Origin of the sequence: Streptomyces sp. CA-251247 (assembly GCF_050952975.1) — a bacterium.
Classification (GTDB): domain Bacteria; phylum Actinomycetota; class Actinomycetes; order Streptomycetales; family Streptomycetaceae; genus Streptomyces; species Streptomyces achmelvichensis.
This window is the reverse complement of the sequence record NZ_CP191861.1, coordinates 7385807-7400219: the sequence shown is the minus strand read 5'-3', so window position 1 is coordinate 7400219 and position 14413 is coordinate 7385807. Positions and strand designations below refer to the sequence as shown.

Annotated in this window: 13 protein-coding genes; 3 read left to right on the top strand and 10 right to left on the bottom strand. The window is 71.3% G+C overall.

The genetic code is table 11. The features are described from left to right. Positions 1-19: 19 nt before the first annotated feature. Together ACQPWZ_RS33030 and ACQPWZ_RS33025 are read right to left on the bottom strand one after the other, a co-directional pair. Complete coding sequence (locus ACQPWZ_RS33030; RefSeq protein ID WP_433573237.1) at positions 20-1324, bottom strand: ATP-grasp domain-containing protein; 1305 nt, start codon at positions 1322-1324, stop codon at positions 20-22. Between the two features lie 116 nt (positions 1325-1440). After that, positions 1441-2757 carry a phytase gene (locus tag ACQPWZ_RS33025; protein ID WP_433573236.1) on the bottom strand — a complete coding sequence of 439 codons (1317 nt, stop codon included), beginning with the start codon at positions 2755-2757 and terminating at the stop codon, positions 1441-1443. Positions 2758-2798: 41 nt separating this feature from the next. Here ACQPWZ_RS33025 and ACQPWZ_RS33020 point away from each other — a divergent pair, with 41 nt between their 5' ends. Further along, the gene (locus ACQPWZ_RS33020; RefSeq protein WP_433573235.1) at positions 2799-3011 is read left to right on the top strand and encodes a hypothetical protein; all 213 of its coding nucleotides are present in this window, start codon (positions 2799-2801) and stop codon (positions 3009-3011) included. 39 nt (positions 3012-3050) lie between these two features. Here ACQPWZ_RS33020 and ACQPWZ_RS33015 read toward each other — a convergent pair whose 3' ends face one another. The 4 genes from ACQPWZ_RS33015 to ACQPWZ_RS33000 all read right to left on the bottom strand — a co-directional run bounded on the left by ACQPWZ_RS33015 (position 3051) and on the right by ACQPWZ_RS33000 (position 5682). Further along, positions 3051-3500: an ATP-binding protein gene (locus tag ACQPWZ_RS33015; RefSeq protein ID WP_356700075.1), complete on the bottom strand. Its 450-nt coding sequence runs from the start codon at positions 3498-3500 to the stop codon at positions 3051-3053. A 143-nt stretch (positions 3501-3643) separates the two neighbouring features. Beyond that, on the bottom strand, positions 3644-4570 hold the full coding sequence (tgmB, locus tag ACQPWZ_RS33010; protein WP_340477070.1) for an ATP-grasp ribosomal peptide maturase: 927 nt from the start codon (positions 4568-4570) through the stop codon (positions 3644-3646). A 13-nt stretch (positions 4571-4583) separates the two neighbouring features. Further along, positions 4584-4775, bottom strand: coding sequence for a putative ATP-grasp-modified RiPP (gene tgmA, locus ACQPWZ_RS33005; RefSeq protein WP_313942532.1), 192 nt, complete (start codon positions 4773-4775; stop codon positions 4584-4586). A 472-nt stretch (positions 4776-5247) separates the two neighbouring features. Further along, entirely contained in the window at positions 5248-5682 is a 435-nt protein-coding gene (locus ACQPWZ_RS33000) for a DUF4440 domain-containing protein (protein WP_433573234.1), read from the bottom strand. A 271-nt stretch (positions 5683-5953) separates the two neighbouring features. Here ACQPWZ_RS33000 and uvrA point away from each other — a divergent pair, with 271 nt between their 5' ends. Further along, positions 5954-8452, top strand: coding sequence for an excinuclease ABC subunit UvrA (uvrA, locus tag ACQPWZ_RS32995; protein WP_433573233.1), 2499 nt, complete (start codon positions 5954-5956; stop codon positions 8450-8452). A 72-nt stretch (positions 8453-8524) separates the two neighbouring features. Here the strand turns inward: uvrA and ACQPWZ_RS32990 are convergent, their stop codons facing one another. The 3 genes from ACQPWZ_RS32990 to ACQPWZ_RS32980 all read right to left on the bottom strand — a co-directional run bounded on the left by ACQPWZ_RS32990 (position 8525) and on the right by ACQPWZ_RS32980 (position 11101). Further along, complete coding sequence (locus ACQPWZ_RS32990; protein ID WP_433573232.1) at positions 8525-8995, bottom strand: hypothetical protein; 471 nt, start codon at positions 8993-8995, stop codon at positions 8525-8527. Between the two features lie 109 nt (positions 8996-9104). Further along, positions 9105-9998 (bottom strand): SigB/SigF/SigG family RNA polymerase sigma factor, encoded by an 894-nt coding sequence (locus tag ACQPWZ_RS32985; RefSeq protein ID WP_433573231.1) that lies wholly within the window; start codon positions 9996-9998, stop codon positions 9105-9107. Positions 9999-10114: 116 nt separating this feature from the next. After that, positions 10115-11101 (bottom strand): aldo/keto reductase, encoded by a 987-nt coding sequence (locus tag ACQPWZ_RS32980; RefSeq protein ID WP_433573230.1) that lies wholly within the window; start codon positions 11099-11101, stop codon positions 10115-10117. Positions 11102-11384: 283 nt separating this feature from the next. Between ACQPWZ_RS32980 and ACQPWZ_RS32975 the strand changes: the two genes are divergently transcribed. Then, positions 11385-12122: an SAM-dependent methyltransferase gene (locus tag ACQPWZ_RS32975; protein ID WP_433573229.1), complete on the top strand. Its 738-nt coding sequence runs from the start codon at positions 11385-11387 to the stop codon at positions 12120-12122. A 13-nt stretch (positions 12123-12135) separates the two neighbouring features. Here ACQPWZ_RS32975 and ACQPWZ_RS32970 read toward each other — a convergent pair whose 3' ends face one another. Further along, positions 12136-14304 (bottom strand): FUSC family protein, encoded by a 2169-nt coding sequence (locus tag ACQPWZ_RS32970; RefSeq protein WP_433573228.1) that lies wholly within the window; start codon positions 14302-14304, stop codon positions 12136-12138. Positions 14305-14413 lie beyond the last annotated feature (109 nt).

Below are 14413 nucleotides of genomic sequence, written 5' to 3'. Positions count from 1 at the left end.
CCCTGGGTGGCCGGCCGGTTCAGGCGTTCTTCTCGTCCCGGCCGCCCGGCGCGGTCTCGTCGAAGGTGAGTCCCAGCGCCGCCACACAGCGGTCGTACTTGTCCCGCAGGTCCTGCTCGTCGTCGCCGCCGGTGAAGATGTGGGCCAGTTCGTAGCTGTAGCTGTCCTGGCCGGACATCTCCGACAGCCGCTCACCCTCCGCGGGCACGATGTCGACACGTATGCCCGGGATCTCCCGTTCGATGCGCCGGAGATCGTCGGGCGTCGGCACGTCGTGCACGACCCCGTCGGCGAACCAGCGGTGGTACCACTTCGCGGCCATCGCGTACTCGCCCGCCCGGTGCGGTATCCGGGGGTCCTCGCCGAGTGCGAGGCGGACCATGGAGTGATGGTTGGGCACGCCGTCGACGTACTGGAAGAGCTCCGCGTGCGACTGGGAGTGGCGCGGATTGATCTCCAGGAGGCTGATCTCCGAGGTCTGGGGATCGTAGAAGTACTCCACGCTGAAGGTCGCCGAGGCGAAGCCGATCTGCCGCATCACCCGCTCGGTGACCTCGTGCAGCTGCCTGATCACCGGCTCGGGGAGCGTGGAGGGGTACTGGTGGCGCAGGAAGCAGGAGGAACCGGGGTAGTTGATCGAGTCGAGCACGCCGTAGACAGTGACCTGGCCCTCGTGGACGTATCCCTCCACCGCGACCTGGACCCCGGACATCTCCTCCTCGGCCAGGCACACCTCGCCGCCGACACCGTCCATCTCGGGCGGGAGGTCGAGCCGGTCCAGGATGTACTCGAAGGGGCGGCCGACGCGCGATATGCCCTCGCGGATCTCGGCGACGGCCGTCCGGAACTCCTCCTCGTTCTTGACGCCGAAGGCGAGTTCGGAGGAGTACGCGAGCGCGGGCTTGAGCCACATCGGGAACCGCACGCCCTCGGGCGGCCGCGGGTCCTCGGCCTCGAGGTCGACCCGACCGAACCGCGGGTGCCTGTCGGTCACCTTCTGCTGTTCGAGCCTGCTCCAGTACTTGTGCTCGCACTTGACGACCGATTCCAGACCGGTGCTCCGGGTGCCGTACCGCTCACTGAGGATCGGCACGAGGGTGCTGACCGGGAAGTCCCAGTAGCCGACGATCGCGTCGATGCTCCCGTCGAAGGCGTCGAGCACGGCCTGCGCCTTCTCCAGGAGCTCCGCCACCGAGACTTCGCCGTCCTGGAGCTCTTCGACGGTCAGCAGGGGGTGGAAACGCAGCGACGCGGCGTCCGGTATGCCGTGCAGCGTGGGCAGGTTGGCCTCGTCCAGGCCGAGTACGAAGACATTCTTGGACACGCGTCCTCCGTCCGTGCGGTGTTCGGAGTGTCGCGGTACCCGCTCGCGCCTGCCTCATACGTGGCCCGCACCGGGCGATGCCGCCTGATGCGGGCCGGAAGGCCTACGGCCTGTCCTCACATGTCGGTGGCGTCCACCACCGCGCCGAGATCGACGAACTTGAAGCCGGTCGTCTCCCGTTCGCCGCCCTCACCGTCCGGTGCGGCGGGCGTCTCCTGGCCGTCCTGGACGACGAGAAGGCCGCGGGGGTAACGCCGGCCGAGCGGTTCGTTCATCACGGCCGCTCCGTCGCACACCTCGCTGCCGTCGAGCGTGGCGGAGGCGGCACCGACCCGGAAGCCGCCCTCGTACGCGTTGTGCTCGGAGATCTCCCGGTCGTAGAGCGCGAAAGTGTTGTCGCCCTGGCTGGACGCCAGCAGATAGCCGTCGCCGTCACGCTCCTGGAACAGCGTGAGCCCTTCCACGTCGGCCGACAGGTGCTTGCCCCCGTACCCCGGATCGGCGCCGGGTGTGCACTCCTCGGTCTCCTCGTCGTACACGCCGGGAACGCCGAACTCCCGCACCTTGTCGACGAGTACGGGCTTGCCGGACAGATCGGCGCGCATCCGCCAGATACCGACGTCCTCCTGGCCCGCGTAGAGGACACCGGCCGCGGGGTCGACGACCATGCCCTCGACCTGGGGCAGTTCACCGGGCTCGCCGCAGGGGGTCCACTTCGTGCCGTTGGGCAGCCGGTGGGACGCCGGGAGCTCGATCGTGCGGATCTTCCGGTAGCCGATGGTGCCGGCGGCCGTCGGGCGGAGCTCCAGCAGCGCGACGGCGGTTTCGCTCCGTCGGCTGACCAGGGCGTACGAACGCCCCGTGCGCCGGTCGGTCCAGGTGGCCAGACCGTAGGCGGTCCGCTGGTCGTCGACCTCGGACTCGCTCGCCGAGAACACGGGCGCGGCGGCCGGGTCGGTGACGTCGGCCAGTGGGCGGCCCGGGCGGGAGGGATCGATGCGGTAGACGCGCAGCCGGTCGCGGCCCCGGTCGGTCACCACGGCGATGTCGGCGCGGCCGGTGGGGGTGCGCAGCCCGGAGACGAGGTCGACGTTGTTGAACCGGCCGGGCGCGGCGCCCTCCGAGGGCGGGGCGGGTGCGGCGATCGACTGAACCAGGTCGGCCTTCAGGTCGTAGACCCGCAGACCGCCCTCCTTCGCCGTGGCGACCACCAGACTGCGGTCGGGGTGGGCGTCGTTGCGCCAGATCGCCGGGTCGTCGGCGTTGGCGTTGCCGCCCGCCTCGTCGTCGTGGAGAGGTGCGGTCTCGGCGGAGGGGGTGACGGTCGGCAGGGCCGACGGGACCGCCTGCGCGGAGGACGGGACGAGGAGCGCCAACAGCGCGGTGCCCAGGGCGGCGCCGGCCGTCGTGCGGGGAGAACGGTTCAGTCTCACGGGCGCTTCCTTAGATGTCGGGGACAGGAGATGTCGGGGACATGCCGATGGTCCGTCAGGAGCATCCGGCGAAGCAGCGACGTGTGGCCGTCATCGAGATGACGGCGCTGTGTTCGAACCGTGAACTCGGGCTGTGGGCACGGGTGTCGGGGCCCGTACGGGCAGCTGCCACGGAGAGCGTCCGGCGCGCGTCCCGTACCGCATGGGCCGGTGCGCGACGGCGGTCGCTCATCACCACGAGCGCCCGCGCGTGACATCGAGTGACGACCGAGGGCCACGGGGGCGGGCGGCCGTCAGGCCCCGGGTGTTTGCGGCAGGGGCACCAGAACGCTGATGATCTTGCCGCCGGAGCGGGGGATGACGGCGATGTCGCGGGCGAGTCGGCGGATCAGCGGCCAGCCGTAGCCGCCCACCCGCACCGTCCCCTCGGCGTTCGTCGGGGTGATGACCGTGGGCGGAACCTCGCTACGGTCACCGACCGTGACGCGCAGACCTCTCTCGGTCAGGTCGGCCTGGAAGGCGGACAGGCCGCCGCCGTGCCGGATCGCATTGGTCACCAGTTCGGTGGTGACCAGCAGCGCGTCCGCGAGCACGACCTCGTCGGCCACGCCCTGCCGGGCGCGGCGGAACCAGTCGCCCAGCAGTCTCTGAACCTCGTCCCGTGCGTCGGCAGCCGTCGTCGGAACCGGTCGCGGCACGACGTCTCCACGCTCCCTGCCGGCTGTCACCTCGTCAGCGGTCACAGGCGTACCCTGCCCTTTCGCATCCCCCGTTGTTGTGCGTACACCTCATCTGCCCGACCTTCGGGGGCCTACACGGCACAGTTCGTCCGCCGGTGTGCACCGGGCCGCACCTCGCTGGGCCGCGCCCGGCTCCGGGCGGGACGTCATGCCTCAGCGCCCAGCCAGGCGGCCACCGCCGCGGCGATCGGCTGTTCGGTCTGGAGTTCGATGAAGCCGAACTGGCCGCCTTGATTGCATTCCAGGAACCACCACGTCCCGTCGCCGTCCTCGGCGAAATCGAAGGCACCGTAAGCAAGGCCGGCCATGTCCTTGTACGTGGCAACGGCCCGCGCGACGCGAGGCGGCACGTCGACGGGCTTCCAGTCGTGGCCGGTCTCCCCGTACCGGCCGTCCACCTGTCCGGGCTCGGCGACCTTGCGGGCGGCGAACAGCTCGTCGCCGACGCTGGTCAGCCGGATGTCGGCGGCCTTGGTGATGTAGCGCTGAAGCAGTGTGGGGCCCGCGGCCACCCCGGAGAAGTCCGCGTCCGGCGGTACGAGGGTCGTGGGCAGCGCCATCGGCGGATCGGCCGGCGGCTTGCCCGACACGGCTTTCACCACGACGTGCCGGTACTGCTCGGCGAACCGCCGTGCCACCTGTGGATACGTCGTGATGATCGTCGCCGGCACAGGAAAGCCGCTGCGGTGTGCCGTACGCAGCTGCCAGGGCTTGAGGCGCGCTCGCGCGGCGGCGCCGGGATGGTTCATCCAGCGCGCGGTGGTGGAGTCCAGCATCCCGTACAGCGCCTGGCCGGTCTCGGCGGACAGCCAGGGAGACGGCTCGGACGCGTGAGCAGCCGGTTCACCGGGTCTTCGGATCCAGATGGAACGCAGTCCGTCCATGCTGACGACCCGCCCACCCGTGGAGAGGTAGCCGCGGAACTCGCCCCGTACGTATTCGGCGGACAGGGCTCCCTCGCCGGGAATGTCACCCGGGTCGAACCGTACGAGCGGGACGCAGCTCTTGTGCAGCTCCGCCACCACCATGTCCGCGGTCACATCCTGCTCACAGGTCAGGATCAGCACCGTCATCGTGCGCGTCGGGTCAGTCGTCGAAGTGGGTCGCGGAGCCGGCAGTCGAGGTGGTGGTGCCCACCGCCGCGAGCAGGGCCCTGTCCATGATGGCGGGGCGCCCGTCGGGCAGGACGTTCAGCTGCAGGGCAGCGTCGTACGAGTACTGGTCGACCACCGGTGACAGCGCAGCCGGCCGTGCGTAGGTCCACGCGAACGGTTTCATGCTTCTCTCCCTGGCCCGCAAGGGGCTGTCTGGGGGCCACTGCGTGGCCTCACGGTGAGCAATACGTGGAGATGGATGTATTGGTTTCATCACATACCGTCATATTCCGGATACCGCTCGCCAGACAGGACATCGCATCGGAGCGGCCGCACAACCGGCTCACGAACAGGCCCTCGCACACGGGCCGTTGACGTCCCCCTGACATAAGTAGAGACGCCTGAAGGAGTCATTCCGTGCACCGAGGGGGTGCGTGACCTCCGTCACTGCCGTCTCAAACGCCTCAACAGTCACAGCTTTATCACTGTTCACGCAGGTAGCAGCGAGGGCCGGCGCACCGCCCGCGCGGAAGAACTTCCGCCACATCGCGCGGCGGTGTGGAAAACGAACGGCCCCGTTCGACACAGGGGTGAAGGCAGGAGGAAGTCACCCGACACAGGGCGCGTACCTCAGGAGGACCGGATCATGCGAAAGATCATGAATTTCGTTCATCCGCCCGCTGACCGGCGGCGGGAACGACCGTGGCCTGGTGGTAGAACATCCGCCATGTCCCGTCATGTCCCCTGCGCCACAGCGAACTCCGGCGCGCCCGCTCCCCGCGGACGGTGGTCTCGTAGGTGAGGTGCACCAGCCCGGGAGCCGGCACCACACCCCTGAGGTCCGAGGGTTCGTACCGGGGGCCGCCTTCCGCTGCTCCGTCCATCTCCGGCAGTGCGGCGAGCATGTCCTCGTAGCTCCACCGCCGTCCCGAGGCGCCGACCTCCACGAAGTCCGGGTCGAGCAACTGCCGGGCCAACTCCCGTGCGGAGCGCACCACCGGGTCCATCAGCCGTAGCTCACCGGCGACCGCCGCGCGCACATCGTCGTCCCACTGGTCCCCTGCGTTCTGCTCGTTCACCTCGTCGGTCATGGAGGCATCTTCGTCCGGGTGCCCACTGCCGGGGCAACCGGATTTCGGCGGTATCCCACGGTCGCCGCAGGACCGGCTGCTGCCCCTCGAACCCGCCGCAGTCCACCTGGCGCGTGGTCCGGCGGTACGCCCCGCCTGCGAAGGGAGGGACGCGAGGGCACACTGGTCGAGGAGGCGCGGCGCGGCCACGGCCGGGGCAGCCGGCGAGAGGCCGCGTGGCTGCCGCCCGAATGCGGTGCGAACGGCCCGTCCCCGATGCCTTCGGAGAACCATGAGCAGCTCGTCCCACGATCCGTACGTACGGGTGCGTGGTGCCCGCGAGCACAATCTGCGCCACATCGACGTGGACATCCCGCGGGACGTGCTCGCCGTCTTCACCGGAGTCTCCGGGTCGGGCAAGTCCTCCCTCGCCTTCGGCACGATCTACGCGGAGGCGCAGCGGCGCTACTTCGAGTCCGTCGCGCCCTACGCCCGCCGGCTGATCCACCAGGTGGGGGCGCCCGCGGTGGACGACATCCTCGGGCTGCCGCCGGCCGTCGCCCTCGAACAGCGGCGTGGTTCGGCGACCTCCCGCTCCTACGTCGGCACCGTGACCACACTGTCGAACACGCTCCGGATGCTCTTCTCCCGGGCCGGCACCTATCCCCCGGGTGCCGAACCGGTGGACTCCGACGCCTTCTCCCCCAACACCGCGGCCGGCGCGTGCCCGGTCTGCCACGGCCTGGGCAGGGTGCACCGCACCACCGAGGAGCTGATGGTCCCCGACCCCTCACTGAGCATCCGCGAGGGCGCGATCGCCGCCTGGCCGGGGGCCTGGCACGGCAAGAACCTGCGGGATGTGACCCGGACCCTCGGCCATGACATCGACCGCCCGTGGCGGGAACTCCCGCAGCAGGACCGGGACTGGATCCTGTTCACCGACGAGCAGCCGGTGGTGACCGTGCACCCGGTGCGGGAGGCGGGCCGGATCCAGGCGCCCTATCAGGGCACGTTCCAGAGCGCCCGGCGCTATGTGATGCACACCTTCGCCGACTCCAAGAGCCAGGCGCTGCGGGCTCGCGCCGAACGGTTCCTGGAGAGCTCGCCCTGTCCTGCCTGCGGTGGCAGCCGGCTGCGCCCGGAGTCACTGGCCGTCACCTTCGCAGGACGCACCATCGCGCAGCTCAACGCCATGCCGCTGACGGCTCTCGCCGAGGTGCTGCGGCCCGCCGCCCGGGGCGAGGTGGCGGATCTCCCCGAAGGGCCCGAACGGCAGATCGCCACGACGCTCTCCGCCGACCTGGTCGCCCGGACCGAGGTGATCACCGCACTGGGGCTGGGCTATCTGAGCCTGGACCGTACGACGCCGACGCTTTCCCCCGGCGAGCTGCAACGGCTGCGCCTGGCAACCCAGTTGCGATCCGGGCTGTTCGGCGTGGTGTACGTCCTGGACGAGCCGTCGGCGGGTCTGCATCCCGCGGACACCGAAGCGCTGCTGACCGTACTGATGCGGCTGCGGGAGGCGGGGAACTCGGTCTACGTCGTCGAGCACGACATGGACGTGGTCCGCAGGGCCGACTGGATCGTCGACGTCGGTCCGCACGCCGGCGAACTCGGCGGCCGGGTCCTGCACAGCGGACCGGTGGAGGCGCTGGCGTCCGTCACCGAATCGGTGACCCGCCGGTTCCTGTTCGACGGGGAGCCGGACACCGGGGCGGAGCGGACCCCGCGCGAACCGTCCGCCTGGCTGCATCTGCGCGGCATCACCCGGCACAACCTGCGCGACCTGGACGTGGACCTGCCGCTCGGGGTCTTCACCGCGGTCACCGGCGTGTCGGGTTCGGGAAAGTCGACGCTGATCGGTCAGGTGCTCGCGGGTGTCCTCACCGAGCACCTGGGCGCGGACCCGGCGGACCAGGGCGGTACGGACGACGGGGAGGGCGACGGGGCGCTGGGCCTCGACGCCCGCGCGGGAACGGGCGTCGAGGCCAAGGGCGTGGACATCGTGGACCGCCTCGTGCAGGTGGACCAGAAGCCGATCGGCCGTACCCCACGGTCCAACCTGGCCACGTACACAGGTCTGTTCGACGCCGTACGGAAGGTCTTCGCGGCCACGGACGATGCCCGGCAACGGGGTTACCGCGCCGGGCGGTTCTCGTTCAACGTCGCCGGAGGCCGGTGCGAGACCTGCCAGGGCGAGGGATTCGTGGCCGTGGAACTGCTGTTCCTGCCCGGTACGTACACGCCCTGCCCGACCTGCCACGGTGCCCGCTACAACGAGGAGACGCTGCAGGTCCGTTACCGGGGACGGAGCGTCGCCGACGTCCTCGGCATGACGGTGGACACGGCCGCGGAGTTCTTCGCGGACGTCGCTCCGGCGGCGCGGAGCCTGCGCACGCTGAAGGAGGTGGGCCTCGGATATCTGCGGCTCGGTCAGCCCGCCACCGAGCTGTCGGGCGGCGAGGCACAGCGCATCAAGCTGGCGTCGGAGCTCCAGCGCAACCGTCGTGGCCACACGGTGTATCTGCTGGACGAGCCCACGACAGGGCTGCATCCGGCCGATGTGGAGCTGTTGATGCGCCAGTTGCACGGGCTCGTGGACGCGGGCCACTCGGTGTTCGTGGTCGAGCACGACATGGGGGTGGTCGCCGGGGCGGACTGGGTGCTGGACCTGGGCCCGGGAGGCGGCGACGCGGGAGGCCGCGTCGTGGCCGCGGGCCGCCCGCCGGAGGTGGCGCGGACGCCGGGGAGCCGGACGGCGGAGTACCTGGCGCGTCGGCCGGCACTCTGAGTGCGGTGCTTGCGCAGGGCGGACGACTCGCCTACGGCACGAGGCCCCTGCGCCGGGCAGTCGACGGCCCCGTCACGAACGGGCCCATTTCCGCTCCTCGGCCCGGCGTCCGATCCCCGAGAGCATGCGCCGCACACCGACCCCATGCCCTCCCGTCCCGATGACGAGCAGCCGGTAGACGCCCCCGGCCGGACCGGGAAAGACCGCACGGCTCTCGGCACGCAACCGCGTCCGGCCGGGGCCCATCTCATCGAGACGGAAGATGAGGGCGTACGAGGAGAAGCGATGGCGCCCCTGGAGGGCCAGCTCCTGACCCGGGACCGCGGCGACCACCCGGAACCCCGGCAATACCGACCCTTCTGCGATCGGGCGCGGCCCGGACGCGGATCGGTCGTCGCAGCGGACGAGCCGCGCGTAACCGGCCGCACGCGGACGCGAGAACGACCCGTCCAGGGTTTCGAGGAGACTGCGCCAGACGTCGTCCGCCCCCGCCTCGACGACCGTCGCGTGCTCATCGAGGTACGGCAGCGACGCGATCTGCATCCAAGGCCTCCGTGAGGTCCGAGCGAGAACGGCCCTCCGGTGGCTACCGGAACGGCCTTACCCCAAGCGTCGCACCTGGCGTCCCGGGCAGGCGGCCCGTGCGGGTCGCTCAGCGATCCGTCAGCATGCCGGTACGGAGCTTCGTCAGCGTGCGCGTCAGGAGACGGGAGACATGCATCTGGGACACGTCCAGTTCCCGGCCGATCTCCGCCTGCGTCATCTCCTGCCCGAAACGCATCTGCAGGATGCGCTTCTCCCGCTCGTCCAGCTGCTCCAGCAGAGGGGCGAGCGCGTGCAGGTCCTCGACGAGTTCCATGTACGGGTCGTCACCGCCGAGGATGTCCGCGTACGCACGACCCGTCCGGGCGCCGACCGGGGCGTCGTCGCTGTCGGCGTTCGGGGTGTCGAGGGAGCCGGCGGTGTAGCCGTTGGCGGCGACCAGGCCCTCGCGCACCGCGTCCTCGGAGAGTTCGAGCAGCTCCGCGAGCTCCTTCACCGTCGGGTCGCGGTCCAGTACGGCGGCGAGTTCGTCCTTGGCCTTCGCCAGTTCGGTGCGGAGTTCCTGGAGCCGGCGGGGCACATGGACGGCCCAGCTGGTGTCGCGGAAGAACCGCTTGATCTCGCCGACGATGTACGGAATCGCGAACGAGGTGAACTCGACCTCGCGGGACAGGTCGAACCGGTCGATCGCCTTGATGAGGCCGATCGTGCCGACTTGGATGACGTCCTCCATCTCGCCGCTGCCGCGGTTGCGGAACCGGCGCGCGGCGAACTGCACGAGGGAGAGGTTCATCTCGATGAGCGTGTTGCGGGCGTACTGGTACTCGTGGGTGCCTTCCTCCAGCACCTGGAGGCGGTCGAAGAACACCTTCGACAGGCTCTTCGCGTTCTTCGGCGCGAGCTTGCCGGCGTTCTCGATCCACGGCAGTTCCCCCACGCGCGAGGGGGACCCCGCGGAAACGTCCTCGTGCTTCGTCCCGCTCCGGGTGCTTTCCGACGACATGGTGCTGAGCATGATGTTCCCTCCCCTTCGGCGATGCTGCGAGGGTGCAGGTTCCCCGCTTCGCCGGCATCACGCATCCGATGTGTGCGGGCTCTGCCCGAGAGGGCCGGACGGGATCAGTACGCCCCGTCCAGCCTGGTCCGCTGGTCTGCCGTCAGCTCCAGATCGACCGCGGCAAGGCTCTCGTCGAGCTGCGCCACCGAGGACGCACCGACCAGCGGGATGACCGGTATCTCCCCACCGATGAGCCAGGCGAGCACCACCTGGTTGACGGTGGCTCCGGCCTCCTGCGCCACCGCACGCAGAGCGGCCTGGCGCGCGGGCGTGCCCGCGTGGTCGAACTCGGGCCCGAAGGGCTTGTCCTCACGCACATAACGGCCGCCCAGCAGGGGTGAGTAGGCGACCAGCGTCAGGCCGGGGTCGTCGCGGACATAACTGAGCAGTTCCCCGCCGGCGACGCCCTGACTGCCGTCCGGAGACATGTCCCCCGGCCGGTCGGTACGCGGCCGCAGATAGCTGTGCTGGTACTGCAGCACCTCGTAACCGGGCAGTCCGGCCGCCGCGGCGACGGTGCGGGCCCGTTCGACCTTCCACGTCCAGTGGTTGCTGACGCCGAGCAGACCGACCGTTCCCTCGGCGACGAGCTGCGCGAACCCCTCCACGGTCTCCTCGGGGGCGACCGACGGATCCTCGATGTGGGCATAGAGCAGATCCAGTTTGTCCGTGCCCAGGCGTTCCCTGCTGCGCTCGGCGGACTCCCGGATCACCTTGGCCGAGAGCCCTTCGGCGTTGTCGAGATAGCCGGTCCCGGGGGCGAGGGGGCGCGCACCGAGTTTGGTGGCGACGGTGATCTCGTTCCCGATGCCCCGGCTGCGGCGCCAGCGGCCGATGAGTTGCTCGCTCTCTCCGCCCTGACCGCCGGTGAACCAGTACGCGTAGTTGTCGGACGTGTCGACGAACGTGCCGCCGGCCTCGACGTAGCGGTCGAGAATCGCGAACGCCGTCGGCTCGCTGGTCGCCGTCCCGAACAGCATCGCTCCCAGGCTGAGCACACTGACCTCCCGGCGGTGGTCCGGGTTCTGGCCGATGGTGCGGTACCGCATGACAGGTCCTCCCTGTTCGACCCCGACCGGTCGGCCGGGGCGGTGTGCGGGAGTCTGGGTGTTGGAGCGCTCACGAAGTCAAGGAGCCGAGCGCCGACGGATCTGCCGCGGCTCCCCGTCCGGCTGCCGGCCGAAGGCGCCACGGTCCCGTGACCGGCTGTCGGCCGAACCGGCCACGGTCCCGCCACCGTCCGGCGCCCGGTGGCCGGCGCCCGATGGCCCCGTGCCCGTACGTGCCGGAAATCCACGTGCGCCGACCGCGCCGCCCTGGCACGCTGCGCCGGTGAACCGTGAACTGATCTCCCGAATCGCCCATGCGGGCCACCCCATCGCCGCGCCGCTCGACGACGACGCGGTACGCGACCTGCTCGACCACTCCCTCCCGCGGGGCGACGAACGCGTCCTGGATCTCGGCTGCGGAGGCGGTGAGTGGCTGCTGCGCGCCCTCGCCGGCCGTCCGCAGGTGCGTGCGGAGGGGGTCGACCTCGCCGAGAACGCTCTGCTCCACGCCCGCGAGGCCGCACAGGGACAGGGAGTCGAGGACCGGCTGATGCTGCACCGGCAGGACGCTGCCGACTTCACATCGCCGCACGCCTTCGACCTCGTGATCAGTGTCGGTGCGACCCACGCCTTCGGCGGCCTGCTCCCCACCCTCGCGGCCGCTCGCAAGCACCTGGCCCCCGGCGGGCGCGTCCTGGTCGGCGACGGGATATGGGAGCGCGAGCCCTCCGAGGAAGCCGTCGAGATGCTCGGCGACTTCGCCGATCTGGCGACCACGATGGACCGGGTGACCACCGAGGGGTGGACTCCGGTCCACGGCCATGTCAGCACCCGCAGGGAGCTGGACGACTACGAATGGTCGTGGACGGGCTCGCTGGCGTCGTGGGCGCTGGACCGGCCCGCGGACCCGGACAGCGCCGAGGCCCTGCGCGCGGCGACGACCCACCGGGAGGAGTGGCTGCGGGTCTACCGCGACACCATGGGCTTCGTCTCGCTGGTGCTGCGCCCCACGTCCGGCTGAGACGGGCCCTGAGTCAGTCCACCCGGGCGGCCACCGATTTCTCGATGTGGGCGAGTTCGGCGGCAAGGACCCTCAGCCAGTGCTCCAGGTCCATCAGCAGCGGGAGCGGCCTGCCGTGGCGCGGTCCGAGGGACAGACCGGTGGGAGGGGCGCCGGGAGGCGGCGGCCCGTCACCGGCGCAGAGCGCGGCGATCCGGTCGGTGGCGAGCTCCAGCCGGTCGGCGGCCGCGCGCGCCCACGCCACGTCGTCCGGCCGGCCCGCGGCCGGAGGCGGATCGAAGCGGGGCAGCAGCTGGACGCCGAGGAGGATGTCGTTCGCGGTGATGAGGACGGCGTGCCAGTCCGTTGCAGCGGCCGGCCGCTGCCCCGGCTCGCTCTCGTACTGCAGGTACGCCGCCTCCGCGAGTCGCAGCCGGTGCAGCGCGGGGAGCGTCGTGGGCTGCGGCTCCGGGCCGGCGGGCAGCAGGACGCGCACGGTCGCGGGGATCAGCGGACCCGAGGCGCGCAGCAGCGCGGCCATGTTCCGGTGCACCTCGCGCCGGGCGCCCGTGGGCCAGGCGAGGAGCCCGCACAGCAGCCCGATGACGCTGCCGGTGATCACGTCGATGAGCCGGACCTCGGCCAACTGCCAGGAGACGTGGGCGATCTGGGCGAAGGCCGCCGACACCACCAGGGTGAACAGTGCCTGGGCCCAGGCGACTCCGAGCATCGGCCCGAGCGCGAACGCGGCGAACATGGCCGGTGCGAGGACCACCGCGTACGCGTCGGTGTGATGTCCGACCGCGAGGAGCAGGGCACCCGCCGCCGTCGCGCCGACGAGGGTGCCGATGAGGGCCGAGCGCACCGCCGACCATGTCTCCGTCGCCGTCGTACGGCCCAGGGTGAGCACCGCGAGCAGGACCCAGAAGCCGTGGGTGAGATCGAGGGAGCCGGCCACCAGCCGGGCGGCTCCCAGACCGAGGGCGATACGCACGGCGTTCTGGAACTGGACCGAGCGCAGGGTGGTGTTGCCGGCGATACGCCGCCACCAGAGGCGGGCGGACGTGAGACCGGCGTACCAGAACAGTTCCTGCGGCCGGACGCCCGGAGTGCGCCTGCCGTCGAGACCGATGCGGACGGACGTCTCGAGGATCCGGGCGGATTCGGCGATCGCGAGAACGGCGGCCTGTCGGCGCAGTACCTGGAGGGGCGGCGCGGCCTCGGACGGACCGGTCGTCTGCGCTGTCCGTACCGCCTGGAACTCGTCGATCGCGGCGCCGAGTCCCATCGTCCCGGACGCAGGCATCGGCTGTCCGCCCCGCAGCGCTGTCGCGGCCGTGTCACAGAGGGCAGCGACACGATCGAGCATCGCGGCCGAGGCAGCGTCCACCGAAGCGGGGGCGTCCCGCATCCGGGCCAGTTGTACGAGGAGTCTGCGGGCGGCGCCGCCGGCCTGTGCGAGGGCGCGGTCCCTGCGGCCTGCACCGGCCGGCCGTTCGGCGGTCGGCAGCCGGGACAGCCGCAGCCGCCCGCCGAAGTCCCGCAGCCGCTCGGCCGAGATGCCGTCCGCGGCAGGCGGGGGTCTGTCGTCCGCGGCAGGCACCTTCCCGGCCGGTGGGTCGGCGGTGGCCTGCTGTCGCTCCGCCGGTGGGCCGGCGGTGGCCGCGGCCCGGCCGGCGAGTGCCACCGCATCGGCGAGGAGCTCCCGGTAGGAGACGGTGGCCGGCGCGGGCAGCAGCAGGACCTCACAGGCCGCGAGCAGCAGTACGCCCAGGGTCAGGCCCGCCAGCCGCTCGCCCAGGGACCCCGGCGCGTACGGCGGGAAGCAGGCGAGGATGTAGAAGAGCTGGAGTCCGGGCGCCGCTCCGGCCGGGAGTGGTCCGCCGACGGCCGCGAAGGCCAGGAGGAAGCCGACGACCAGCATGCCGGCGACCGCCGCCCAGGTCTCCACGGCGAGGACGGTGCCCAGAGTGACGAGCACCAGGCCGACGGGCAGTGCCCGCAGGATCACACCGGCCCGGACGCGTCCGGACCCGGGGATCGGCGACAGCATGCCGAGCGCCACGGGGGCGAACAGGGCGTACAGCGCGACCGCGGGCCGGTCCACCGCGTAGACGAACGGGTAGAACCCGGCGCAGGACGCCACACTCACCCGGACGGCGCGGTGCACGATCGTCGTACGGTCCGCCTTCGGCACGCGCATGGGCACGTTCCTCTCAGCCGCAGCACCGCCGGTGGGGGCCACGCACGGTCCGACGGGCACCCGGTCCCATTGTCGGCTCGTGATCAACGGTCCGCAGCCCGGGCGCGTC